At 71.4% G+C, this 21227-nt stretch carries 23 protein-coding genes; 13 read left to right on the top strand and 10 right to left on the bottom strand.

The annotated features are described in order from the left end of the window. Positions 1 to 44: 44 nt before the first annotated feature. Complete coding sequence (locus AB0K82_RS14365) at positions 45 to 467, bottom strand: ATP-binding protein (RefSeq protein ID WP_364396607.1); 423 nt, start codon at positions 465 to 467, stop codon at positions 45 to 47. 163 nt (positions 468 to 630) lie between these two features. On the opposite strand from AB0K82_RS14365, the gene AB0K82_RS14370 reads away from it, so the two are divergent. Both AB0K82_RS14370 and AB0K82_RS14375 read left to right on the top strand, forming a co-directional pair. Beyond that, complete coding sequence (locus tag AB0K82_RS14370; protein WP_364396609.1) at positions 631 to 1422, top strand: helix-turn-helix transcriptional regulator; 792 nt, start codon at positions 631 to 633, stop codon at positions 1420 to 1422. Then, complete coding sequence (locus AB0K82_RS14375) at positions 1419 to 1514, top strand: DUF397 domain-containing protein (RefSeq protein WP_364396612.1); 96 nt, start codon at positions 1419 to 1421, stop codon at positions 1512 to 1514. Before AB0K82_RS14370 ends, AB0K82_RS14375 begins: the two co-directional genes overlap by 4 nt. Positions 1515 to 1523: 9 nt before the next feature. Here AB0K82_RS14375 and AB0K82_RS14380 read toward each other — a convergent pair whose 3' ends face one another. Together AB0K82_RS14380 and AB0K82_RS14385 are read right to left on the bottom strand one after the other, a co-directional pair. Continuing rightward, the gene (locus AB0K82_RS14380) at positions 1524 to 2888 is read right to left on the bottom strand and encodes a cytochrome P450 (RefSeq protein WP_364396614.1); all 1365 of its coding nucleotides are present in this window, start codon (positions 2886 to 2888) and stop codon (positions 1524 to 1526) included. A 177-nt stretch (positions 2889 to 3065) separates the two neighbouring features. Continuing rightward, positions 3066 to 3503: a helix-turn-helix domain-containing protein gene (locus AB0K82_RS14385; RefSeq protein ID WP_364396617.1), complete on the bottom strand. Its 438-nt coding sequence runs from the start codon at positions 3501 to 3503 to the stop codon at positions 3066 to 3068. Positions 3504 to 3601: 98 nt separating this feature from the next. Here AB0K82_RS14385 and AB0K82_RS14390 point away from each other — a divergent pair, with 98 nt between their 5' ends. Continuing rightward, positions 3602 to 4294, top strand: a complete 693-nt coding sequence (locus AB0K82_RS14390; protein WP_364396619.1) for an NAD(P)H-binding protein — start codon at positions 3602 to 3604, stop codon at positions 4292 to 4294. A 31-nt stretch (positions 4295 to 4325) separates the two neighbouring features. On the opposite strand, the gene AB0K82_RS14395 is transcribed toward AB0K82_RS14390, so the two are convergent. After that, positions 4326 to 4979 carry a Type 1 glutamine amidotransferase-like domain-containing protein gene (locus AB0K82_RS14395; RefSeq protein WP_364396622.1) on the bottom strand — a complete coding sequence of 218 codons (654 nt, stop codon included), beginning with the start codon at positions 4977 to 4979 and terminating at the stop codon, positions 4326 to 4328. Between the two features lie 272 nt (positions 4980 to 5251). On the opposite strand from AB0K82_RS14395, the gene AB0K82_RS14400 reads away from it, so the two are divergent. Further along, on the top strand, positions 5252 to 6016 hold the full coding sequence (locus AB0K82_RS14400) for a sulfite exporter TauE/SafE family protein (protein ID WP_364396625.1): 765 nt from the start codon (positions 5252 to 5254) through the stop codon (positions 6014 to 6016). A gap of 14 nt (positions 6017 to 6030) precedes the next feature. Here AB0K82_RS14400 and AB0K82_RS14405 read toward each other — a convergent pair whose 3' ends face one another. Then, positions 6031 to 6951 carry an AraC family transcriptional regulator gene (locus AB0K82_RS14405; protein ID WP_364396628.1) on the bottom strand — a complete coding sequence of 307 codons (921 nt, stop codon included), beginning with the start codon at positions 6949 to 6951 and terminating at the stop codon, positions 6031 to 6033. A gap of 55 nt (positions 6952 to 7006) precedes the next feature. On the opposite strand from AB0K82_RS14405, the gene AB0K82_RS14410 reads away from it, so the two are divergent. Together AB0K82_RS14410 and AB0K82_RS14415 are read left to right on the top strand one after the other, a co-directional pair. Further along, positions 7007 to 7915, top strand: coding sequence for an MBL fold metallo-hydrolase (locus AB0K82_RS14410; RefSeq protein WP_364396631.1), 909 nt, complete (start codon positions 7007 to 7009; stop codon positions 7913 to 7915). 138 nt (positions 7916 to 8053) lie between these two features. After that, the gene (locus AB0K82_RS14415) at positions 8054 to 8686 is read left to right on the top strand and encodes a hypothetical protein (protein ID WP_364396634.1); all 633 of its coding nucleotides are present in this window, start codon (positions 8054 to 8056) and stop codon (positions 8684 to 8686) included. Positions 8687 to 8789: 103 nt separating this feature from the next. Here the strand turns inward: AB0K82_RS14415 and AB0K82_RS14420 are convergent, their stop codons facing one another. Then, the gene (locus AB0K82_RS14420; protein WP_364396637.1) at positions 8790 to 9467 is read right to left on the bottom strand and encodes a TetR family transcriptional regulator; all 678 of its coding nucleotides are present in this window, start codon (positions 9465 to 9467) and stop codon (positions 8790 to 8792) included. A gap of 141 nt (positions 9468 to 9608) precedes the next feature. On the opposite strand from AB0K82_RS14420, the gene AB0K82_RS14425 reads away from it, so the two are divergent. Together AB0K82_RS14425 and AB0K82_RS14430 are read left to right on the top strand one after the other, a co-directional pair. Continuing rightward, positions 9609 to 11198 carry an MFS transporter gene (locus AB0K82_RS14425; RefSeq protein ID WP_364396640.1) on the top strand — a complete coding sequence of 530 codons (1590 nt, stop codon included), beginning with the start codon at positions 9609 to 9611 and terminating at the stop codon, positions 11196 to 11198. 55 nt (positions 11199 to 11253) lie between these two features. Then, entirely contained in the window at positions 11254 to 11655 is a 402-nt protein-coding gene (locus AB0K82_RS14430) for a hypothetical protein (protein WP_364396643.1), read from the top strand. A 75-nt stretch (positions 11656 to 11730) separates the two neighbouring features. Here the strand turns inward: AB0K82_RS14430 and AB0K82_RS14435 are convergent, their stop codons facing one another. Continuing rightward, positions 11731 to 13278, bottom strand: coding sequence for an MDR family MFS transporter (locus AB0K82_RS14435; RefSeq protein ID WP_364396646.1), 1548 nt, complete (start codon positions 13276 to 13278; stop codon positions 11731 to 11733). Positions 13279 to 13428: 150 nt separating this feature from the next. Between AB0K82_RS14435 and AB0K82_RS14440 the strand changes: the two genes are divergently transcribed. Continuing rightward, the gene (locus AB0K82_RS14440; RefSeq protein WP_364396649.1) at positions 13429 to 14043 is read left to right on the top strand and encodes a helix-turn-helix domain-containing protein; all 615 of its coding nucleotides are present in this window, start codon (positions 13429 to 13431) and stop codon (positions 14041 to 14043) included. Positions 14044 to 14146: 103 nt separating this feature from the next. Further along, the gene (locus AB0K82_RS14445; protein WP_364396652.1) at positions 14147 to 14872 is read left to right on the top strand and encodes a rhomboid-like protein; all 726 of its coding nucleotides are present in this window, start codon (positions 14147 to 14149) and stop codon (positions 14870 to 14872) included. Between the two features lie 116 nt (positions 14873 to 14988). On the opposite strand, the gene AB0K82_RS14450 is transcribed toward AB0K82_RS14445, so the two are convergent. The 3 genes from AB0K82_RS14450 to AB0K82_RS14460 form a co-directional block, all read right to left on the bottom strand. After that, complete coding sequence (locus AB0K82_RS14450) at positions 14989 to 16206, bottom strand: hypothetical protein (RefSeq protein ID WP_364396655.1); 1218 nt, start codon at positions 16204 to 16206, stop codon at positions 14989 to 14991. Between the two features lie 98 nt (positions 16207 to 16304). Beyond that, on the bottom strand, positions 16305 to 16802 hold the full coding sequence (locus AB0K82_RS14455) for a cysteine dioxygenase family protein (RefSeq protein WP_364396658.1): 498 nt from the start codon (positions 16800 to 16802) through the stop codon (positions 16305 to 16307). Between the two features lie 6 nt (positions 16803 to 16808). Then, positions 16809 to 17696: an amidohydrolase gene (locus AB0K82_RS14460; protein WP_364396661.1), complete on the bottom strand. Its 888-nt coding sequence runs from the start codon at positions 17694 to 17696 to the stop codon at positions 16809 to 16811. Between the two features lie 200 nt (positions 17697 to 17896). Here AB0K82_RS14460 and AB0K82_RS14465 point away from each other — a divergent pair, with 200 nt between their 5' ends. The 3 genes from AB0K82_RS14465 to egtC are packed head-to-tail and all read left to right on the top strand — an operon-like array spanning position 17897 to position 21191. Next, the gene (locus tag AB0K82_RS14465) at positions 17897 to 19177 is read left to right on the top strand and encodes a glutamate-cysteine ligase family protein (protein WP_364396664.1); all 1281 of its coding nucleotides are present in this window, start codon (positions 17897 to 17899) and stop codon (positions 19175 to 19177) included. Next, a complete protein-coding gene (gene egtB, locus AB0K82_RS14470; RefSeq protein ID WP_364396667.1) occupies positions 19168 to 20457 on the top strand; it encodes an ergothioneine biosynthesis protein EgtB in 1290 nt (429 codons plus the stop codon). The genes AB0K82_RS14465 and egtB overlap by 10 nt, the downstream gene beginning before the upstream one ends. Next, positions 20457 to 21191 carry an ergothioneine biosynthesis protein EgtC gene (gene egtC / locus AB0K82_RS14475; protein ID WP_364396670.1) on the top strand — a complete coding sequence of 245 codons (735 nt, stop codon included), beginning with the start codon at positions 20457 to 20459 and terminating at the stop codon, positions 21189 to 21191. The genes egtB and egtC overlap by 1 nt, the downstream gene beginning before the upstream one ends. Positions 21192 to 21227: the final 36 nt, after the last annotated feature.

Genomic DNA, 21227 nt, shown 5'->3' on the forward strand with positions numbered 1-21227 from the left:
CGGCCAGGACGTTCACCGAGCATCGCGTACGCCCCCCGGACCGCTCAGGGCCCGAAACGAGCCCAGACGACCTTGCCCGGGCGCTCCCGGGAGGGATGCCAGCCGAGCCGGCCGCCGGTGAGCTCGTTGATGATGAACAGGCCGCGCCCGGTCTCCGCGGCCTCGTCGGCGGCGATGATCCGAGGCAGGTTGACATTGTCGGGATCCCACACGCCGACCTCGCCGACTCCGTACCGCGGAGTGGCGACCCACGTGTGGATCACCTTGCCCGGATAGAGCCGACAGGCGTTCGTCGTGAGCTCCGTGAGGATCAGCCGGCCGAGGTGACGGACTTCCTGCGACAGGCTCCAGGAGTCGGCGGCCTGATCGACAAGGTTGCGCACCAAGTAGACATTCTCGGCGCAGGCGTGCAATTCAAGGGTGAGGCGGGGTGGCGGGACCCATTCGTCCGGACTTGTCGTGACCATGCGGCGTCCTTTCGGGAAAACTCCCTGCATTCGCGTGATGACGTGTGGTGACATGGTCTGTGGACAGAGATGCCGCTGGTGAGGACTGTCGTATCCAGGGGCGAACGTGCCGACTCTCGCGCCGCGAGTTGTGAAGAGTCGCGACACCGAGGAGGAGTGGCGAATGGCGATCGGCAAGAAGCGCCCCAAGACGCTCGAACTGTTCGGTTCCGAGGTGAAGCGGTACCGCTCGATCTCCGGTCTCTCCCAGGATCAACTGGGGGAGAAGGTCCCCGTCTGCGGCTCCCACATCGGCAAGATCGAGCGCGGTGAAACGCGCTGCGACCGGGCCATCGCCGTCAAACTCGACGAGATCCTCGACACCCGCGGCGCCCTCCCGTCCCTCTGGGACGAACTCGTCCTCGACGCCGCCTTCCCGGTCTGGTTCGACTGGCCCGAGGTCGAGTCCGAGGCCGACTTCCTCGGCACGTACCAGTGCCTGGTCGTCGACGGCCTCCTCCAGACCGAGGATTACGCCTCAGCGCTGCTGGGCGGCGACAAGGCAGCGACGGCCGCTCGCATGAAGCGCCAGGCGGTCCTCTCGCGTGATGATCCGCCGCCGCCGCGAATATCGGCCCTGCTCGCAGAAGGCGTCCTGCGAAACCAGGTCGGTGACCGCGACATCATGCGCGGTCAACTCGAACACCTGATGGCCATCACCTCGCCGCGGATATCGGTCCAGGTGGTTCCGGGCCCTCTCCGTCTGGATGACACCGCCGGAGCTTTCGTCCTCGCAACTCTGCGGGATCGAACCGAACTCGCGTACGTAGAAACCGCCCTGCGCGGCATCACCGTGAGCGAAGCGGAGGATATTCGCCTACTCTCGGAGGTATACGACGACATCCGGTCAAGAGCTCTCCCGGTGGGGATGTCGAAAGAGCTCATCGGCCGAATCCTGGAGGAACAGTGGACGTGACCGGCAGCATCTGGAGAAAGAGCAGTCACAGTGCCGGAAATGGCGGTCAATGCGTCGAGGTGAGCGTCGTTGGGATGAGCGCGGCGGGCTGACGCGGCCGATCAGCGGGGGGTGAGGATCATGGGGAGGCCGTGTTTCGGCTGGTAGGTCATGGCGTAGTGGCCGGTGACCTGAACGCCGGGCGCGGTCCGCACCTCGTACGCCTGGGCGATCGTCGCGATCAGCAACTGCGCGATCGTGAGCGCCATCGGTTCGCCGATGCACAGGCGTTGTCCCTTCCCGAACGGGTAGTACGCCTCGCGGGCGCGGGAGTCGTAGCGGTCCGGGGCGAAGCGGTCCGGGTCGAACGCCTCCGGGTCATCCCAGAAGCGCGGGTCGTGGTGGGTGGCGTACGGGCTGAGGATGATGTTCGCGCCGCCGGGGATCGCGTACGGGCCGACCATGTCGTCCTCGACGGAGCCCCGGAAGTACATCGGGAACGCCGGGTACAGCCGGAAGGTCTCGTCGACGACCCGCCGGGTGTACGTCAGCTCGGTGAGGTCGTCATAGCCGGGGGCCCGGCCGCCGAGGACCCGGTCGACCTCCTCCCGCAGGCGGGTCGCGGCCTCGGGATTTCGGCACAGCAGGTGCCAGGCCCACGCGACGCCGGTCGCGGTCGACTCGTAGCCGGCGATGAAGATGGTGAAGATCTCGTCGCGGAGCTGACGGTCGCTCATCCGCTCGCCGGTCTCGGAGTCCTCGGCCTGGATGAGCATGCTCAGCAGGTCCTCTTGGGCGTCGCCGCCGGCCAGGGCCGCACGGCGGGCGGCGATGAGAGCGTAGATCTCCTGGTCGAGCGCCTCGATGGCGCGCCGGTACGCCGCGGCGCCGGGGGTCGGCAGCCACGACGGTACGAAGAACGTCCAGACCCGCCGGGTCATGCCGGCGAACACCCGGTCCGTCAGGTCCAGCAGGCGGACGGAGCGTTCCTCGTCCACGGCGGTTCCGAACAGCGTCTCCAGGATGATCCGGATGTTCATGCGCACGGACTCGTGGAGCATGTCGATCGGCGTGCCGTTGGTAACGGCCGGGGCCCAGCCCGCCATGGAGTCACGTACCGTTTCCCGCACGGTCTCGGCCATACGCTGGATCTGCCGATTGTGGAAGGCGGGCTGCATCAGCCGCCGCTGCCGCCGCCAGAAGTCGCCGTCGCTGGTGAACAGGCCGTTGCCGAGGGCGAGCCGGATGCCGTCCATGATGCTGCCCTTGATGTAGTTGGCCGCGTTGCCGACCAGGATGTGGCGTACGTAGTCCGGGTGGCTGACGAGGTAGGCGCGGACCGGTCCGGCCCCGAGCCGTACCAGGCCGTCGCCTTCCCGGGCGGCCTTCATGCAGAAACCGAACGGGTCCCTCGCCAGCGCGACGAGGGGAACACCGCGGACTCCGGGAACCGGTACGGGCGTGTCGGGCCGCGTGGCTGTACTCATCTGGAGCTACTCCTGACTCCGGCCGATATGCCGACGGCCCGTGTGCGGTCCGGCTGCCGGCCGAAGAAGAGGCCGGTGCCGATGCGGGGGAGTCCGCTCTGGAATTTTGTGCCACTCGGCAGCTAAATGGCCAGACCGTATCTGTATCATCCGTGAAAGTACGGATTTGTCCCGTTATTAGCGATGGAGATGCGTCGAGGCGGCCGTGCCGGACCGCGACGGCTCGCCGGCTCTCAGAAGTGCCGGACGCGGCGTCGTTTCGTGCCTTTCCCGAGCCTCGAGCAGGGCGGGGAGATGGTCCCTGCTCCAGGCGCGGGCGGCGTCGATCAGGGTCAGCAGGGTGCGGCCCAGGTCGGTCAGCTCGTACTCGACGCGGGGTGGGTTCTCGTCGTACGCCGTCCGGGTGGCCAGGCCGTCGCGCTCCATGGCGCGAAGGGTCTGGGTGAGGACCTTCGGGGTGATGCCGCGGAGCGGGACGCGGAGTTCGGTGAATCGCCGTGGGCCGCCTTCGAGGCAGATCACCACCATCGCGGTCCACTTGTCGCCGATCTGGATCGGCATCACGCTCGACGGGCAGACGGGGTCGAACATCTCCGGGTCCAGCGGCTCGGCCATGGTCGCGAGCCTATCCCGGTATCGTTGAGGTAACCAGTATCCCGTGGATACCGTCTTTTTTCGGCGGCGAAGTACGCGGCCGGAAGAGGAGCAGTGACATGAGCGGGATCGTCATCTTCGGGGCCGGTGGCCGGGCGGGACGGGCCATCACGGCCGAGGCCCGGAGCCGGGGTCATCAGGTCACGGCGGTCGTACGGGATCCGGCCAGGTATCCCGAGCTCGCGACGGACGGGGTGCGGGTGGTGCCGGGGGACGTCACCGACGTGCGCGCCATCGCCGCGATCGGCGAAGGTCACGACGCGGCGGTCCACGCGGTGACTCCGATGTCCGGCCCTGCGCAGGGGTTCGACGAGCTCGATCCCGAGTTCTTCGTCAAGGCGGCCGACGCGCTGGTGGGCGGTCTGTCCGAGGCCGGGGTGCCCCGGCTCGTCGCCATCGGCCTGTTCTCCACCCTGAGGGTTCCCGGCGGCGGTCTGGTGATGGACGACCCTGCCGCGTACCCGCCCGAGTTCGGCCGGTTCGCGGAGGAGCTCCGGCCGTTCGCGACCGCGCACGCGGCCGGCCTGGACCGGCTCCGCGAGGCGGGCTCGGCCGTCGACTGGTTGATGCTGACCCCACCGGCCTGGCTGGAGGCCGACGGCGCCAGGACGGGTCGCTACCGGGTCGGCGGTGAGACCGCGCCGTCGTGGGAGCTCCGCCTCTCGTACGCCGACCTCGCGGTGGCGACGATCGACGAGATCGAGACGCCGCGTCATCACCGCACCCGCGTCTCCGTCTTCGGCGGTGCCTGAGCGACGACGGAGCGGCCGGCGGCTCGAACCGTCAGTGGACCTGGGCGTGCGGGCCGTCGATCACCAGGGCCTGCCCGTCCCGCAGGGCGCGGTGTGCGACGCCGTCCGCCCGGTAGCGTGCGGCGAGGGCGGTCAGGACGTCGCTCTCGGGATGACCTGGCGAGTCGACGTGCGGAACCACGGCGTGGTCGAGGACGCCCAGTCCCTCCCAGATCGGCGGCTCACCGTAGGCCGCGGGAACCACCTGCGGATCGTCGCACTCCTCCAGACCGCGCAGACTCGGCGCGAGCACGCAGGCGCCGGCGCTGTAACCGGCATAGACCACCGCGTCCCGCCGCAGCAGCGCGGCCAGCGCGACGTCGGCGCCGCTGCGCGCCATCGCGTAGCGCAGCATGAACACGTTCCCACCGCGTACCCAGACCAGGGGAAAGCGGGCCAGCGCCCCGGCGACGGTGTCCACGGGCCGGTCGAAGAACTCCCGCAGGTCCACCTCGGCCGGCCGCAGCCCCAGCCGGGTGAGCGCGTCGGCCTCACGCCGTACGCCGGCCGATCGTTCGGGCTCGGCCTGGGCGTCGATGGCATTGGCGATGACGGCGACTTCGGTCGGGGTCGGTCGCTCGCGAAGCAGCGCGAGCAACCGGCTCGGATGATCTCCCACCCGGAAGGAGGACAGATAGAGGCGCACCTGTGGACCCTAGAGCGCCGAGATATGATCCGAACAGCTTGTGGTTGCGTCTAGGGTTCCGTGCCGGCCTCCGCCTCCAAGACGACAACAAGGGGGCCGGTGGACTGGACCGAGCGGCGCCAGGGCCGATCTTTCGGCCCCACACCTGATGGGATAAAAACCCCGAGGGCTTCCATTCCGCCTGCCCGCCATCCGGCCGGGCCGGACCTGGGGAGGCCCCATCCCATGAGTCGCGTCGTCATCCGAGCATCGGCGTCCCGGGCGGTCCGGTCATGACCGGCATCGGCGATCTCGTTCTGCTGACCGCCGCCGGGACGCTCGCCGGGGTGGTCGGGACCGCGGGCGGCATCACGTCTCTGATCTCCTACCCGGCGCTGTTGATGGCGGGCCTGCCCGCCCTCGCCGCGAACGTGGCCAACATCATCGCCGTGGTGGCCTGCTGGCCCGGCGCGGCCCTGGCCTCCCGACCCGAGTTGGCCGGTCAACGGGTACGGCTATGTCGGTGGATACCCGTCGCCGCGCTGGGCGGCGCCGCCGGATCACTGCTGCTGCTGTCCACGCCGCCCGGCGTCTTCGCCCACGTCGTGCCGATCCTGGTGGCCGCGGGTTCGCTCGCACTGCTGGCTCAGCCCCGGATCGCCGCCCGCCTCGATCGGCGCGGTTCCCTGTCAGGCGCGCGCGGCATGATCCTGCCGTTGGGACTGACCGCGATGTCCCTCTACAACGGCTACTTCGGCGCCGGCGCCGGGGTGATGATCCTCGCCCTCCTGCTGATCAGCGCGGAGCCGAATCTGCCGACCGCCAACGCGCTGAAGAACATGCTCATCGGGGCCGGGGCCCTCACGTCCGCCGCCATCTTCGCCACCGCCGGCACCGTCGACTGGCCGGCCGTGGTCCCCATCGGCGCGGGCATGTTCGTCGGCTCCGTCATCGGCCCGCGCATCACCAGACGCCTGCCGGCGGGCGTCCTGCGCTGGCTCGTGGCCCTGATCGGCATCGTCCTGGCCGTCCAGCTATGGATCGACCCGAACGGTTGACCCACGGGCGATCCTCAACCGGCGGGCTCGCGTTCGCGGTACGACCCCGGCGGGAGGCCGAACTGCCGCTTGAAAGCGTGGGAGAAGGCGTACGGGGAGCCGTAGCCGACCTGACGGGCGATCGAGAGGAGCGGCAGGTCGGACTCGCGGAGGAGCCGGGCGGCGGTGGTCATGCGCCACCAGGTCATGTAGGCCATCGGGGGCTGCCCGGTCAGCGCGGTGAAACGCCGGGCCAGCGTGGCGCGGGAGAGGCCGACGTGTGCGGCCAGGTCCTCGATCCGCCACGGCGCCGCCGGGCGTGAGTGCAGCGCCTCCAGCGCGGCGGCGATCTCCGGGTCGCGGAGCGCGCGGGGCCATCCGGTCTCGGCGTTGTCCTCCAGCCAAGCGCGCAGCATGTAGACCAGCAGCAGGTCGAGCAGGCTGGTGATGACCGTCTCCCGGCCGGGCCGGTCGCCCCGTACCTCGCCGCCGAGTAGGTCGATGGCGGTGCGCAGCCGGGCGTGCCGGCCGAGGTCGGCGGGAAGGTGCACGACCTCGGGCATGCCGGCCAGCAGCGGATGCGCCCGGGACCGGTCGAGCCGGTACTTGCCGCACAGGAACTCCACCGGGCCGTCGGCGGCGGGAACCGCCGCGTCGAACGGCACCGCTCCCTCCGCGCTCGGGGAGTCCGACAGCACGTGGGAGGCGCCGTGCGGCACCAGGACGGCATCGCCCACGCCCAGCGGCACCGGCTCGGCCCCATCGGGGACCAGCCAGCCGGAGCCACGGAGCAGCACGTGGAAGCCGGCCCCGTCGTAGGGCGCGAACCGGCAGCGCCACGGCGAGCCGACGCTGAGGCGGCTGGAGGACGGCCTCCCGGTGCGCATCGTCTCGATCGCGTCGCTCACCACGTCCATGCCGTCATAGTAGATCTCATCGGTGAGACGATCGAGCATCGAGAAGCGCTCATCGCGCATTGGAAGGCGCATCGCGGGCCAGGAGCATGGTCCCATGAGCGACTTTCGGATCGGTGACGTCGAGGTCACCAGGGTCATCGAGTGGCAGGGCGAGATAGCACCGGCCCGTTTCATCATCCCGGACAGCCCGGCCGAGATCTGGCGGCGCAACGAGTCCTGGCTCGCGCCGGACCACTGGCGTCCGGAGACCGACGCCTACCACGGTGCCGCGCAGACCTGGATCCTGCGCAGCGAGGGCAAGGTCGTGCTGGTCGACACCGGGGTGGGCAACGACCGGGACCGGCCGCAGATCCCGCTGTTCGACCATCTGCGGACCGACTTCCTCGACCGGCTGGCCGAGGCCGGAGTCCGGCCGCAGGACGTGGACATCGTGATCAACACGCACATCCACTACGACCACGTCGGCTGGAACACCGAGTCGCGCGACGGGGAATGGGTTCCGACCTTCCCGAACGCCACCTACCTGATCCCGCGGGTCGACCAGGAGTTCTTCGATCCCCGCAACGCCCACCGCCGTCGCGCGCCCCGCGACGACCACGAGAGGCGTCGGCAGGAGGGCAGCCGGATCGTCTACGCCGACAGCATCGCGCCCGTCCTCGGCCGCGCCGTGCTGTGGAGCGACCGGCACCGGATCGATGGCAACCTCGGCCTGGAACCGGCGCCCGGCCACACGCCCGGCTCGTCGATCCTCCGGGTGGCGTCCGGTTCGGACCGTGCCGTGTTCGTCGGCGACCTGCTGCACAGCCCGGTGCAGATCCTCGAACCGGACTACGGCAGTTGTTTCTGCGAGGACCCGGCGCAGGCGGCGGCGACCCGCCGCAGGGTGCTCGAACGCGCTGCCGACACCGGAGAACTCGTCGTGCCGGCGCACTTCGCCGGGGCCGGCGCGGCCGAGGTCCGCCGCGACGGCAGCCGCTTCGCCATCAAGCGATGGGCGAGCTAGCCCTACTTTTTCAGTCGATCTACTGGAGAACTCTCTCTCGTGCGGGACGGTCACTGGTGGCCCGGTCGTCGAGTACCGGCGCCGTCCTCCGGTTCACGGAGGACCCACAAACCGAGACCCCGAGGAGGGTAGACCGAAATGATCGAAGAGGAATCCGGGGTGGCCGGGCTTCGTGACCGCGTCGCCCGGGACACCGCGTGGATCGTCATGCGGCGTGCTCCGGACGAGCGAGTGAAGAGGATCATCCTTCATCTGTTCGACCTCACGGTGGGAGGCGAGCACGGGTTCGGCCTTCCGCCGAGCCTGAAGGATGACGACTTCCTCATCCCGCTGCACACGCTCTTCGACGAGTTCCACTTCCTGGCACAGAAGATGGGATGCGTCAGCACGGTCGAACTGTTCGAGGACTACGCCGCCGCCGAGGAGGCCGGCCTCGAACCCCGGTCGGCCCGGAGCGAGGACGAGCTCCTGCGCGTGCTCGAAGAGCACCGGCACGGACGGTTCGACCCCCGAATCGCCGGTGTCCGCCTCACGGCGAAGGCGCTGGTCGTCGCTCTCGGCGAGCGCGATGTCGACCTCCGTGACGAACGGACGATGGCGGCGCTCGCCGACCTGATCACCGAGGACGGCGCGGACGGCCGGCTCGACGCCGGTGCCGCCCGTCCTTCCTGGATCGAGGCCCTCCGCGTCGGCATGGCGCTTCGCGGGCGTGCTCGGGATCACGGCACGACCGTGGCCCGGCGACTGCGTGAGCTGATGGCGCGGGCCTGAGAACCGCGGGGCGGGACCGACGCGGGTCACGGGTTCCGGCGATCGCCGGAACCCGTGCTCGGTCGGCCTCCCGCCCCGTTTCCCGTGCCTGGCCCTGTGATCGTCAGCCGGCCGACGCGGGACTCGCCGCGGTCGCGGCGGGGTAGTTGATGCCGTCCTCGAGCGCCAGCAGGAGCTCGGACAGCACGTCGGAGAACCGCTCGGCCCGTACGGTGCCGGAGCTGAGCAGCTCGAACGCCGTGTGGAACACCCCGTTGACGACGGCCGCGACCACGTGCGGGCGCAGATCGGTGGCGGGGTCCACGCCCATGCGCTCCGCGACGAGGCGGGTCATCTCCGCGTGCTTGCGCTGGCCGTGTTCGAGGCTGCTGCCGAACACGGCGGGGCTGGACTCCATGAGCTGTCGGATGCAGCCGAACCGCTCGGGGTCGAAGCCGAACGCGCCGTCCTCGCAGGCGCGGATGATGGCGACCGCGGCCCGGCGGAGGGCGGTGATCACCGGCTCGTCGGCGGGCCGGGCGGCGAACGCCTCCCTCATCGCGCCGAACTGCTCGTCCTGGAAGGTGAGGAGGACGTCCTCCTTGGACGCGAAGTAGCGGAAGAAGGTCCGGGAGGACACGTCGACCGCGTCGGCGATCTCCTCGACGGTCGTGGCCTCGAATCCCTTCTCCGCGAACAGCCGGAACGCGCTGTCCACGAGGGCCTCGCGCGTGCGCTGCTTCTTGCGCTCACGACGACCGGCCGTCGGGATGCACGCCTGAACCGCAGGGGTCGCCTCCATGCCCGCAGGGTAACCGACGTTGGACGACTCGGCCAATAGTTCCTTCATTTCGTGACACTCGTCATAGCAAGACTTTAGTCGCTTGACGACAAGTGTCATAGCATGACACGTTTGGGGAACACGAACTCTCGGAGGCAGTTCATGACGTCCCAAGCGACACTTCCGTCCCGTCCCGGGGCGCGCGAAAGACCAGGCCGTGCCGGGCACGGCCACCCCTGGCTCACACTGTTCGCGGTCGCGCTCGGCGTGATGATGGTCGGCCTGGACGCGACCGTCGTGTCGATCGCCAACCCGGCCATCGCCAAGGACCTGCACGCCGACCTGACCGGTCTGCAGTGGGTCACCAACGGCTACCTGCTCGCCCTGGCCGTCACCCTGATCCCGGCCGGGAAGATCGCCGACCGGTTCGGGCGCAAGCGCACCTTCCTCGCCGGAGTGATCGGCTTCGCCGTCGCCTCCGTCCTCGTCGGCGTGTCCGGCGGCATCGGCATGGTGATCGCGTGGCGGGTCGTGCAGGGCTTCGCCGGCGCGCTGCTGCAGCCCGCCAGCCTGGCCATCCTGCGCAACACCTTCCCCGCGGAACGGCTCAACGCCGCGATCGGCATCTGGGGCGCCACCGTCGGCATCTCCATCGCCGGTGGCCCGATCGTCGGCGGCCTGCTCGTCCAGCACGTGAACTGGGAGTCGGTCTTCTTCCTCAACGCTCCGCTCGGCCTGGTCGCCCTCCTGGTCGGCCTGTGGGTGATCCGTGAGTCCCGCGACGAGGGGGCCGTCGGCTCGTTCGACGTCCTCGGGGTGCTTCTGCTGTCCGGATCGCTGTTCGCCCTGGTCTGGGGCCTGATCAAGGCGGGGACGTACGGCTTCGGCGACACCGTGCCGCTGGTGTCGTTCGCCGCGTTCGCGGTCCTGCTCGTCGGGTTCGTGATCCGTGAGCTGCGGGCGGCCCACCCGATCCTGCCGATGAGCCTGTTCCGCTCGGCGTCGCTGTCGGCCGCGACCGGACTGATCGTCCTCGGCGCGTTCGCCCTGTTCGGGACCATCTTCTTCATCACGCTGTACCTGCAGCAGGTCCACGGCATGACCCCGGTGCAGGCGGGCGTCCGGATGCTGCCGATGACCGCGATCTTCATCGTCTCCTCGCCGCTGGGCGGGGCGCTGACCCAGCGGTTCGGGCCGCGGGTGCCGCTCGTCATCGGCATGGTGTTCACCGCCGTCGCGCTGTTCGGGCTGTCCCGGATCGGGGTCGACGCCTCGTACAACCAGATCTGGCCGTGGTTCATGCTGATGGGACTGGCGTTCGGGTTCATCCTCACCGCCGGCACCGAGGCGATCGTCGCGAACGCCCCCGCGCACCTGGCCGGCGTCGCGGGCGGTCTGCAGCAGACCGGGTTCCAGATCGGCGGTGTGCTGGGCACCTCGGTCCTCGGCACGATCCTGTCCAGCCGCGTCGGGGGCGTCCTCGTCGACCGGCTGACCGGCGCGGGACTGCCCGCACCGGCGGCCCACCAGCTCACCGCCGCCAAGGACTACATCGCCCAGGGCGTCGCCCCGGTGCCCGCCGGTGCTCCGGGACCGGTCGCCAAGGCCATCACCACCGGCAGCCACCTCGCCTTCATGGACGGCTTCCAGACCTCCATGACGGTCGCCGCGGCCGTCGCGCTCGTGGCCGCGTTCGCCGCCCTCCTCGTACGGCGCGGCGAGTCGCCGGTCGAGGGAGCCATCGCCATCTGACCGTCACCGGGTACGGGCGGCCGCCGCCCGTACCCGTCTCTCCCGGAGGTGCACCATGACCCACGCCATGACGTTCCCGACGACTCCGTTGACCGCGAGCGGCTGGGAGCTGCGCGTCGGTCGTGGCAGCCGGCGCCGCCCGGCCCTGGAGGTGCACACCGGTGACGGGCTGATCGACGTCGCCGTGCCCGGCGGGCGGGACGCCAGCCTGGTCCGCGGCGCCGTACGCGGCAGGCGCTGGTCCGTGGCGTGGGGCGAGCTGCCGCCCGGCGGTGAGGTGCTCGTCGAGTTCCGGGCCAAGGGGTCGGTGGTGAAGGTCCCGGCGGTGACGATCGCCGGGGCGTTCTGGGTGGCCGAGGTGCCGGGACGGTACCGCTCCGTCGCCGTCACCACCGCCGTCGACCGGGTCTCCGTCCGGCTGCGCCGCTTCCGAGAGGCCCGGCCGCCCCAGCGGTGACCGGCCGGCGAGAGGCGTTCGCGTCCGGGCGACCACCCCTCGCCGGCCGGCTCTGACACCGCCGAGGCTGAGCGGTCAGTCGGCGGTGGGGACGGGCGTCTTCCCGTCCGCGGTGGCCGGCCGGGGCGGGCCGGCCTTCTTCAGCGGGACCTCCTTGACGGCGAGGGCGACGGCGAACGCGGCGGCGCACAGAATCGCGATCACCAGGAAGATCTGCCGGGTCGCGCCGGCCAGCCCGTCCACGTAGGCGGCCCTGGCCGCGGCGGACAGCGCGGCCGGCGCACCGGAATCGGCGGCGCCGCCGGGCAGGTGGTGCTGGGTCGCGCGGGTGACGATCGATCCGAACGCCGCGACCGCGAGGGAGCCGCCGAGCGTGCGGAACAGCTGGGTCGAGGACATCGCCGCGCCCATGTCGCGCATCTCGACGCTGTTCTGCGCGATCGTGGTGGCCATCTGCATCAGGCAGCCGAGCCCGAGGCCGATCAGCACCATGTAGGAGCACGTGACAAGGCGGGACGTGCCGGTGTCCATGGTGGCCAGGAGCGCCGCGCCGGCGGTCAGGAAGGCCGCGCCGAGCACAGGGAAGATCTTGTACCTGCCGGTGGCGGACATCACCTTGCCCGCGATCGTGGAGACGATCACGACCGGGATCAGCATCGGCACCATGAGCAGCCCCGAGTTGGTGGCCGACGCCCCCTGCGCGGTCTGCTGGAAGAGCGGCAGGTAGAGCCCACCGGCGAACATGACCACACCGGCGACCAGGATCATGCCGAGGGCGAGCGGGAAGTTGCGGTGCCCGGCGAAGATCCGTAGCGGCATGAGCGGCTCGGCCGCCCTCTTCTGCCAGGCGATGAACCCGGCGAGCCCGACGAGGGTGGCGACGCCGAGCGCGACGATCTGCCAGGAGCCCCAGGCATAGGTGGTCCCCGCGCAGGTCGTGGCCAGTACGGCGGCGGTGATCGTCACTGCCAGGAGGACGATGCCCGGCCAGTCGATCGTCGCCTTGCTCCGGTTGCGGGGCAGGCGCAGCATCACCCACAGCCAGACGAAGGCGAGCGCGCCGAGCGGCAGGTTGATGTAGAACGCCCAGCGCCAGCCGAGGTGACCGGTGATGAAGCCGCCCAGCAGCGGCCCGCCGATCGTGCCGATCGCCATCACCGACGCCGACATGCCCTGGTACCTGCCGCGCTCGCGCGGCGGGACGAGCGCGCCGATCAACGCGAACGCCCCGGCGCCGATCCCGCCCGCGCCGACGCCCTGCAGCGCGCGGGCGAGGATGAGCCAGGTCATGGACTGCGCCGCTCCGCACACCGCGGAGCCGACGACGAACACCGCCACCGAGGCGAGGTAGGTGTGCTTGCGGCTGTACAGGTCGCCGAGCTTCCCCCACACCGGGGTCGTCACGGCGGTGACCAGGGTGTAGGCGGTCACCACCCAGGAGATGTGCCGCAGGCCGCCCAGGTCACCGACGATCGTCGGCATCGCGGTGCCGACGACCATGGTGTCGAGCATCGACAGCAGCATCGCGAGCATCACGCCGAGCAGGACCCAGCGCACGTTCGGGGAGGGAGGAGTCCCGGCGGCCGGGCCGCCGGGGGAGGGCGAGGAGGTGGACGCGGACATGCTGAACGGTCCTTCCGGTGCGGAGAGGGATTCGAGAAGAAGAGCCGGGCAGGGGCGGCCGGCCGACCGTTCCACAGAAGCACACTCGATTAATAAGTGCAACCGTTCAACTTTTTGCTCCGGTTAACCGGGTTGGGTAGGATCACCGCCATGACCGACGCGACGAGGGACCGCGCGCCACTGGGCCGGCGCGAGCGCAAGAAGGCCGCCACCCGTCAGGCCCTGGCGGACGCCGCCCTGCGCCTCTTCCTCGAGCACGGTTACGACCACGTGGGCATCCGGGACATCGCCGAGGCCGCCGACGTCTCCACCACCACGCTGTTCAAGCACTTCTCCGGCAAGGAGGCCCTCGTCTTCGACGAGGACGCCGAGCTGGAGGCCGCCCTGATCGCCGCCGTACGCGAGCGCCCCGAAGGGCAGTCGATCCCCGGTGCCCTGCGGGAGTACGTCCTGCGCACCCGGCGGGCCAAGGGCGACGACGCCGACGCGACCTTCACCCGGTTCGTCGAACTCGTCGAGAACACTCCCGACCTGCGCGAGTACGAGCGCCGCATGTGGATGCGGCACGAGACCGCCCTGGCGCGGGCGATCGCCGAGGAGATCGGCGCGCCCGCCGAGGACCCGACCTGCCGGGCACTGGCCCACTTCACTCTGGAGACCCGCTATCTCACCTGCGAGAAGGCCGACGTCGGCACCGTCATCGCCCGCGCCTTCGAGCTCCTCGAACACGGCTGGAACGCGGCCGCCGGCGGCGCCCGGGGCTGACTCGCGCCGATACCGCGAGGGTCGCCTGTCCTGACGGTAAGACCGAGCTGACGATCATCGGGAAGTCATCAAGCTCTCAGAAACAGCCCCTACGCTTTCACGCGTGCACTCGACCCTCAGGCGCTATCCCCTGCCCATCTCCTTCATCGCGGCGTTCTGCGCCGTCTCGGCGGTGTACGCGTACGGCCTGGGGCCGGCCCAGCAGCGTTCGGTCGTCGCCACGACCGCGACCAACCTGGTGAACCTGAGGAGCGACCCCTTCGGCACCATGATCGCCTCGGCCTTCGTGGCCGAGGCCGTGCCGTGGATGTGGGTGGTCCTGGCGATCGTCGGGCTGTTCCCCGTCGTGCACCGCTTCGGCAACGTCCGGACGCTGGCCCTGGTCGGCGCGGCCCAGGTCGTCGGAACGCTCATCAGCGAGGGCCTGCTCGCCTGGCGGATCTCGACCGGTGCCATGCCCGCCTCCATGCGGTACCTCGACGACGTCGGCCCGTCCTACGTCATCGCCTCGGCGCTCGTCGCCACGATGCTGTACGGCGCCGAGCCCCTCGTGCGCACCGCCCGGCACGGCCACCGGCTGTTCGACCGCGTGCCGAGCCGCTGGTGGCGCGTCGGGGCGGGTCTGGCCCTGGCCTTCCTCGCCCCGCACCTGTTCAGCGGCCTGGACCGGCTGGGCGTCGCGGCGGTGGGTCACGTCGTCGCCATGCTCGTCGGTGCTCTCGTCGGCCTGATCTTCGCCCGGCGCGAGCACGCCGGTGCGGGGCAGGACGGCCCCGGCGAAGCCGGTCCGCGGGCCCTCACCCGTGAGGCCGCCTTGAGCGAGGCCTGACCGCTCGGCTCGCTTCGAGAAGGCACTCCCGAGCGGCGTCCCGGACGCGGATCAGGCGGCGACCCTCGGCCACGACGAACAGAGCGGCCATCCGCCCCCTGAGCGTCGTCGCGTAACTAGTGTTTCTTCGGGCCGGTCTTCTTCGGCGTCGGGGTCGTGCTCGGCTTCGCGCCGATGGGCGCCGGGAGGGACGGCGCCGAGAGGCTCGGGGTGGGAGTCGGCGACGCGGACGTCGTCGGCTCCGGCGTCGGGGTCCCGGACGGGGCCGGACTCGTGGGAGACGCGGGCGGGCGGCTCACCGTCGCCGTCGGCGAGGGTGAGGCGTGCGTGGGCGTGGCCGACGGCGACCCGGGCGCGGTCCGCGGCGTGGTTCGCACGCTGCCGACGGGCGATGACCCGTCGCCCAGCGGCCCCGCGTGGCCGGCCGACGGCGATGGACGGCTCGTCGGTGTGCCGTGCCGCACCAGCCGGCTGTTGTCGCCGACGTTCGAGGCGCCCTGGTCTGGGCCGGTGGGCCAGACCAGGATGGCGCCGACGACCGCCGCGGCGCAGGCCGCCAGCGTGAGCGTCTCGGTGAGCAGGGCGTTGCGCCGGCGGGGCTCGCGCCGGTGGCGGGCCGGTGCCGGGGCGCCCGGCCTGCCGGCCTTCGGGTGCGGACCGGTGGCGGTGTCGGCCGGGTCGGACACTCCCTCGAAGGGGAGGGGCAGGCCGTCGGCGTAGGACAGCGGCACGCCGGTGAACGTCCGCTCGGCCGCGGCGCAGGCGGCGACCACCGCGTCCCGCAGCGACGCGGGCGGCTCGGCCGCCCGCCGGCTCACGAGCGTGTGCAGGCGGCCCTTCGCGAGGGCCGTCAGCAGCTCGTCGTCCGCGGCGGAACCGGCTTCGAGCACGGCGACGACGGCCTGCTCGAGCCGGCGACGCGCCATGCGGACCAGCAGTTCGGCGGTGTCGAGGGCCACTCCGGTGAGCCGCGCGAACTCCTCGACCTCCAGCGCGTCGGTCAGCGCCAGCGCCTCCCGGTGCTCGGGCCGCAGCCGGGCCAGGGCGCGCTCCAGCGGGGCCGCCCCGGGGTCGACCGGGACGGTGCGCCGCAGGGCGCCGCGGCGCAGCACCTCGGCCCGGGCGAGCGCGTACAGCCAGATCGGCAGCGCGTCGTCACCCGCCGGGGCTCCGGCCGGGTAACGGGCGGCGGTGACGAAGGCGTCGCGTACGGCGTCGGCGGCCTCATCACCGACCATCCGGTGGCAGTAGGCGTGGATCCGCGGCCCGTGCTCGTCGTAGAGCAGGCCGAAGACCTCCGGCTCACCGGCGCGCAGCGCCTCCGTCAGGGACACCTCTCGACTCCGTTCCAGCACGCGGGCCCGTCACTACAAGTAAAGAGCAAGCTACCAGGGTGCCAAAAACGGATGCCAGAGGCTTTTGCCTCCGGTGATCAGGCCGCGGGGTCGAGGGGGCGGAGCTCGTCGGCGTAGCTGACCGAGACGCGGCGCATCACGCCGCCGTCGTCGATGGAGTACTGCCCCATGCGCCAGAGCGGGGGCGAGTACGCGTGGATGGACACGCTGCGGTCCGCCACCCCGACCAGGCGGTGGATGTGCTCGGGCCCGAAGCAGAACGACGTGTCCGCCTCGACCTCCACCTCGACGTGCTGGCCGCCGATCCGGGGGTTGCACTCCATGAGGGTGCCGTCGACGACCGCGACCGCGCCGGAGGAGATGTCGTGGTCGTGCCAGCCCGTGTCGCTCTCCGGAGTCCAGCACAGCAGCCATACGTCGACGTACTCGTCGCGGTGCAGCGACACGTAGTGGCGGTGGCCGTCGGGGAAGTCGACCAGCTCCTGCCACGTCTCGGGGTGAGCGGCCAGGTCGTCGACCAGTCGGCGCAGTTCGTGCCGGTCGAGGCTTCGTTCGGGGAGGGACTCGATGGTCAACGGAGTTCAGTCCTTTCCAGTGAGCAGTCGGTGCGGGTTGGCGGTGCGGATGGCGTGCTCGGCGGCGTCGCCGAAGCCGAAGTCGCGGGGAACGCGGGCGTACGGGCGGTCGGAGCCGCTCACGATCGTGTCGATGCCGATCGCCCGGACGGTGGCGTCGACGGCGCGCGGTCCGTACGAGGACGTCTCCACGTAGGCGTTCGGGTCGACCTGGCCGCGCCCGCCGCCGCGGGCGGCCAGCCGTTCGCCGTGCAGGGGCGCGAGCCCGGCGAGCAGGGCGAAGCAGACGCGCAGGTCGGGATGGCGCGGCCGGCCGAAGGCGCGGAAGGCGTACCAGGCGGCGTGCATCTGGTGGACGTACGGGACGAGCGCGGGCCACCACGCCGGGCCGTCCGTGACGGGCGCGGGGCCGGGGTGGACGAACAGCGGCAGCTCGCGTTCCTCCAGGAGCGCGAGGAGGGGCGCGCAGCGCTCGTACCCCGCCGCGTCGAGCAGCGCGGTCGCGGGCAGCTGCAGGCCGACGAACCCCTGGTCGAGGAGCCGGGCGAGGGCGGCCACGTCGATCTCGGCCAGGCCGGCGGCGGCCCAGGCGCGGAACGGCTCGGGCAGCGCCAGCGCGTCCGCGTGGTAGGCGTCGAGGAGGGGAGCGGCCTGGTCGGGCGGCAGCGATTCGACGCCGAGCGGCGCGGAGAGCGAGGTCAGCACGAGGCCGAAACCGTCCTCGGCGGCTTCGTCGGCGCGACGCCGGGGGTCGTGGTCGGCCGGGTCGACGTCGTACGGGGCCTCGCCCGCGAGATGGAGGGTCCAGCCGTCGAGCCGGGGAGTCGCCGTACGCCGCCGGAGAGCGTCGAGGAAGGCCGGGCCCCAGAGGTGCTGGTGCACGTCGATCCGCACGGAGATGCTCCTTACTCGCAGGTCAGCGCCCTGAACCGGTTCACTGAACCGTATCAGTGTAGCGGTTCAGTGGACCGTTTCACATAGGCCCCCGCCACCTCAACGACATCTGCCGCTTTCGGCAACGAAAGGTACTTTTCGGATTATTGATGCGGTTCAGGAGGGAAAGACCTTCGTTCGTCGCTCGTTCGGAGGTGTCCATGAGCCGACTGACCATCGACCAGATCTACGAGCACGTCCAGGGGGTCTGCTTCAAGACCGGGCCGCCCGGGCTGGTCGGCGCCGAGACCGAATGGTTCGTCATCGACCGGACCGCCCCGTCCCGGCCCGCTTTACTGCCGCGCGTCCAGGCGGTGATGGAGGCGGCCGGCCCGCCGCCCGCCGGAAGCCGCATCACGTACGAACCCGGCGGCCAGCTCGAACTCAGCTCGCCCCCGCGTCCCGGCCCCGCCGCGGCGTGCGCCGCCGTGGCCCGCGACATCGCGCACGTCACCGCGCACCTGGCCAAAGAGGACCTGATCCTCGACGGGCGCGGCGCCGACTCCCGGCCGTCGGTGTTCCAGGCGACCGAGGGCCGCTACCGGTGCATGCGCGAGTACTTCGGCGAATACGGCCTGCGCATGATGTGCGGCACCGCCTCGCTCCAGGTCTGCCTCGACATCGGCGCCGACGCCGAGGACGCCGCCCGGCGCTGGCGGCTCGCGCACGCGCTCGGACCGGTGCTGGTCGCGGCCTTCGCCAACTCGCCCGGACCCTCCGCCCGGTCCCGCCGGCAGATCGTCTGGGAGAGGCTCGACCCGGGGCGTACGGCGGCGGTGGGCGGTGACGACCCCGTCGAGGCCTGGGTCCGGTACGCCCTCGACGCGCAGGTCATGCTGATCCGCGACGGCTGGGTGGCGGCTCCGGGGATGACCTTCCAGGAGTGGATGGCGACGGGCCGGCCCGACCTCGGCGACCTGGCGTACCACCTGTCGACGCTGTTCCCGCCCGTCCGGCCGCAGGGCTGGCTCGAACTGCGGATGATCGACGCGCTGCCGGAGCCGTACTGGCCGGTGCCCATCGCCGTGGCCGCCGCGCTGCTCGACGATCCGGTCGCGGCCGACCTCGCGACCGAGGCCGCCGCCCCAGCGCGGGACCGCTGGCGTCAGGCCGCGCGCGACGCCCTCACCGACCCGGTGCTGGCCCGCGCCGCGCGCCGCTGCTTCGCCGCCGCCCTGGACGCCCTGCCCAGGCTGGGCGCGGAGTCGCTCGTCCCCATCGTCGACGCCTACGCCGGCCGGTTCGTCGAACGCGGCCGCTGCCCGGCCGACGACCCGCCGACGGGCGCGGAGCCAGGTCGCCGCGGAGCGAGGGCCGAGCGACCAGTCGACACCGCCGTACGCCCGGCGGTCCCCCCGAAATCCGATGCATGCAGGACCGTGCCGGGCACGCGCGCCGAGTCGCCCGCCACGGCCACCGAGGAGGAAACCACGTGGACCTGAAGGAACGGATCGCGACGGAGCTGATCGCCGCGCGTGACCGGAGCGTCGGCCTCACCCTGGAGACGCTCGAGGAACCGGACCTGATGGCGCAGGTGTCGCCGCTGATGTCACCGCTGGTCTGGGACCTGGCGCACATCGGCAACTACGAGGAGCTCTGGCTGCTGCGCGCGGCCGCCGGCCGGGAGGCGATGCGCCCGGAGATCGACGATCTGTACAACGCCTTCGAGCACCCCCGCGCCGAACGGCCGCAGCTCCCGCTGCTCACCCCGGCCGAGAGCCGCGCGTACATCGACACCGTACGGTCCAAGGTGCTCGACTCGCTGGAGAAGGTGCCGCTGACCGGACCGCTCGCGGCGGGCGGCTTCGTCTACAACATGGTCATCCAGCACGAGCACCAGCACGACGAGACCATGCTCGCCACCCACCAGCTCCGTAAGAACGGCCCCACGCTGCTCGATCGGGCGCCCGAGGAGCCACCCGCCGGCGCCCCGGCCCTGGCCGGGCACGAGGCGCTGGTCGACGCGGGCCCGTTCGTCATGGGCACCTCCGACGACCCGTGGGCGTACGACAACGAGCGCGGCGCCCACACGGTCGACCTGCCCGCCTTCTTCATCGACGTCACGCCGGTGTCGAACGCCGCGTACCTGGCGTTCATGGAGGACGGTGGGTACGACGACCCGCGCTGGTGGCAGCCGGCCGGCTGGGACTGGCGGACGGGGTCCGGCAAGCGGGCGCCCGGATTCTGGAGACGCGAGAACGGCCGGTGGCTGCGGCGGCGGTTCGGCAGGGTCGAGCCGGTGCCGCTCGACGAGCCGGTGCAGCACGTCTGCTGGTACGAGGCGGACGCCTACGCCCGCTGGGCGGGCAAGCGGCTGCCCACCGAGGCCGAGTGGGAGAAGGCCGCGAGCTGGGATCCGGAGACGGGCCGCAAGCGCCGCCTGCCCTGGGGTGACACGGGGCAGCACGCCAACCTCGGGCAGCGGATGATGCGGCCCGCGCCGGTCGGCTCCCACCCCGAGGGCGCGTCGGCGTACGGCGTGCGGCAGTTGCTCGGCGACGTCTGGGAGTGGACGTCGAGCGGCTTCCACGGCTATCCGGGGTTCCGCGCCTTCCCGTACAGGGAGTACTCCGAGGTGTTCTTCGGCGGCGACTACAAGGTGCTGCGCGGCGGCTCGTGGGCGACGCATCCGCTGGCGTGCCGGACGACCTTCCGCAACTGGGACCATCCGATCCGCCGGCAGATCTTCGCCGGGTTCCGCTGTGCGAGGGACGCCGCCTGATGTGCCGTCACCTCGCCTACCTCGGAACACCGCGCACCCTGCACGAGCTGCTGTACGCCCCGGAGCACTCCCTGGAGCGGCAGTCGTACGCGCCGCACCTGAACGCCAACTGCGTCGTCAACGCCGACGGGTTCGGCGCGGGCTGGTACGACCCGTCCCGTGCCCGGCCCGTCCGGTACCGCCGGTCCCAGCCGATCTGGACGGACCTGTCCTTCGCCGACATCGCCGAGGTCGTCCGTAGCCGCTGCGCGGTCGCCGCGGTCCGCTCCGCGACGCCGGGCTTCCCGGTCGACGAGTCGTGCGCTCAGCCGTTCACGGACGCCGAGCGGCTGTTCAGCCACAACGGCGCGGTCGAGGGCTTCCCGGGCGTCGAGGCGAAGCTGCGGGAACTCGCCGGCGACCTCGCGCCGATCCCGGACGCCCGCGCCCCCGTCGACTCGGCGCTGCTGTTCGCGCTGGCCGCGGGGCGGTGGCGGGCCGGTCACGCTCTCGCGGACGGGCTCGCGTACGCCGTCGAGGCCACCGCCGCGCTCGCCCCCGGCCGGTACAACCTCCTCGCCGCCGACGGACGCTCCCTGGCCGCGACCCGATGGGGCGACACGCTGTACGTGCGCCGGGGCGAGGACGTCGTCATCGCCTCCGAGCCGTACGACGAGTCGGCCGAGTGGGAAGAGGTCCCCGATCGCTCACTGGTGATGGTCGACCACCACGGGGTACGGGTGAGCCCACTGTGACGGACCCCACCGGGCCGACGACGGACAAGAGAACAT

Origin of the sequence: Actinoallomurus sp. NPDC052274 (assembly GCF_040679475.1) — a bacterium.
In the GTDB taxonomy this organism is placed as follows: domain Bacteria; phylum Actinomycetota; class Actinomycetes; order Streptosporangiales; family Streptosporangiaceae; genus Actinoallomurus; species Actinoallomurus liliacearum.

What these genes read in the sequence shown, in the direction of transcription:
- AB0K82_RS14425 (WP_364396640.1), top strand. Translation starts at nt 9,609, where the DNA reads ATGACGTCCCAAGCGACACTTCCGTCCCGTCCCGGGGCGCGCGAAAGA.
- AB0K82_RS14380 (WP_364396614.1), bottom strand. Translation starts at nt 2,888, where the DNA reads ATGAGTACAGCCACGCGGCCCGACACGCCCGTACCGGTTCCCGGAGTC.
- AB0K82_RS14365 (WP_364396607.1), bottom strand. Translation starts at nt 467, where the DNA reads ATGGTCACGACAAGTCCGGACGAATGGGTCCCGCCACCCCGCCTCACC.
- AB0K82_RS14465 (WP_364396664.1), top strand. Translation starts at nt 17,897, where the DNA reads ATGAGCCGACTGACCATCGACCAGATCTACGAGCACGTCCAGGGGGTC.
- AB0K82_RS14435 (WP_364396646.1), bottom strand. Translation starts at nt 13,278, where the DNA reads ATGTCCGCGTCCACCTCCTCGCCCTCCCCCGGCGGCCCGGCCGCCGGG.
- AB0K82_RS14420 (WP_364396637.1), bottom strand. Translation starts at nt 9,467, where the DNA reads ATGGAGGCGACCCCTGCGGTTCAGGCGTGCATCCCGACGGCCGGTCGT.
- AB0K82_RS14410 (WP_364396631.1), top strand. Translation starts at nt 7,007, where the DNA reads ATGAGCGACTTTCGGATCGGTGACGTCGAGGTCACCAGGGTCATCGAG.
- AB0K82_RS14400 (WP_364396625.1), top strand. Translation starts at nt 5,252, where the DNA reads ATGACCGGCATCGGCGATCTCGTTCTGCTGACCGCCGCCGGGACGCTC.
- AB0K82_RS14370 (WP_364396609.1), top strand. Translation starts at nt 631, where the DNA reads ATGGCGATCGGCAAGAAGCGCCCCAAGACGCTCGAACTGTTCGGTTCC.
- AB0K82_RS14390 (WP_364396619.1), top strand. Translation starts at nt 3,602, where the DNA reads ATGAGCGGGATCGTCATCTTCGGGGCCGGTGGCCGGGCGGGACGGGCC.
- AB0K82_RS14385 (WP_364396617.1), bottom strand. Translation starts at nt 3,503, where the DNA reads ATGGCCGAGCCGCTGGACCCGGAGATGTTCGACCCCGTCTGCCCGTCG.
- AB0K82_RS14430 (WP_364396643.1), top strand. Translation starts at nt 11,254, where the DNA reads ATGACCCACGCCATGACGTTCCCGACGACTCCGTTGACCGCGAGCGGC.
- AB0K82_RS14440 (WP_364396649.1), top strand. Translation starts at nt 13,429, where the DNA reads ATGACCGACGCGACGAGGGACCGCGCGCCACTGGGCCGGCGCGAGCGC.
- egtC (WP_364396670.1), top strand. Translation starts at nt 20,457, where the DNA reads ATGTGCCGTCACCTCGCCTACCTCGGAACACCGCGCACCCTGCACGAG.
- AB0K82_RS14405 (WP_364396628.1), bottom strand. Translation starts at nt 6,951, where the DNA reads ATGCTCGATCGTCTCACCGATGAGATCTACTATGACGGCATGGACGTG.
- AB0K82_RS14415 (WP_364396634.1), top strand. Translation starts at nt 8,054, where the DNA reads ATGATCGAAGAGGAATCCGGGGTGGCCGGGCTTCGTGACCGCGTCGCC.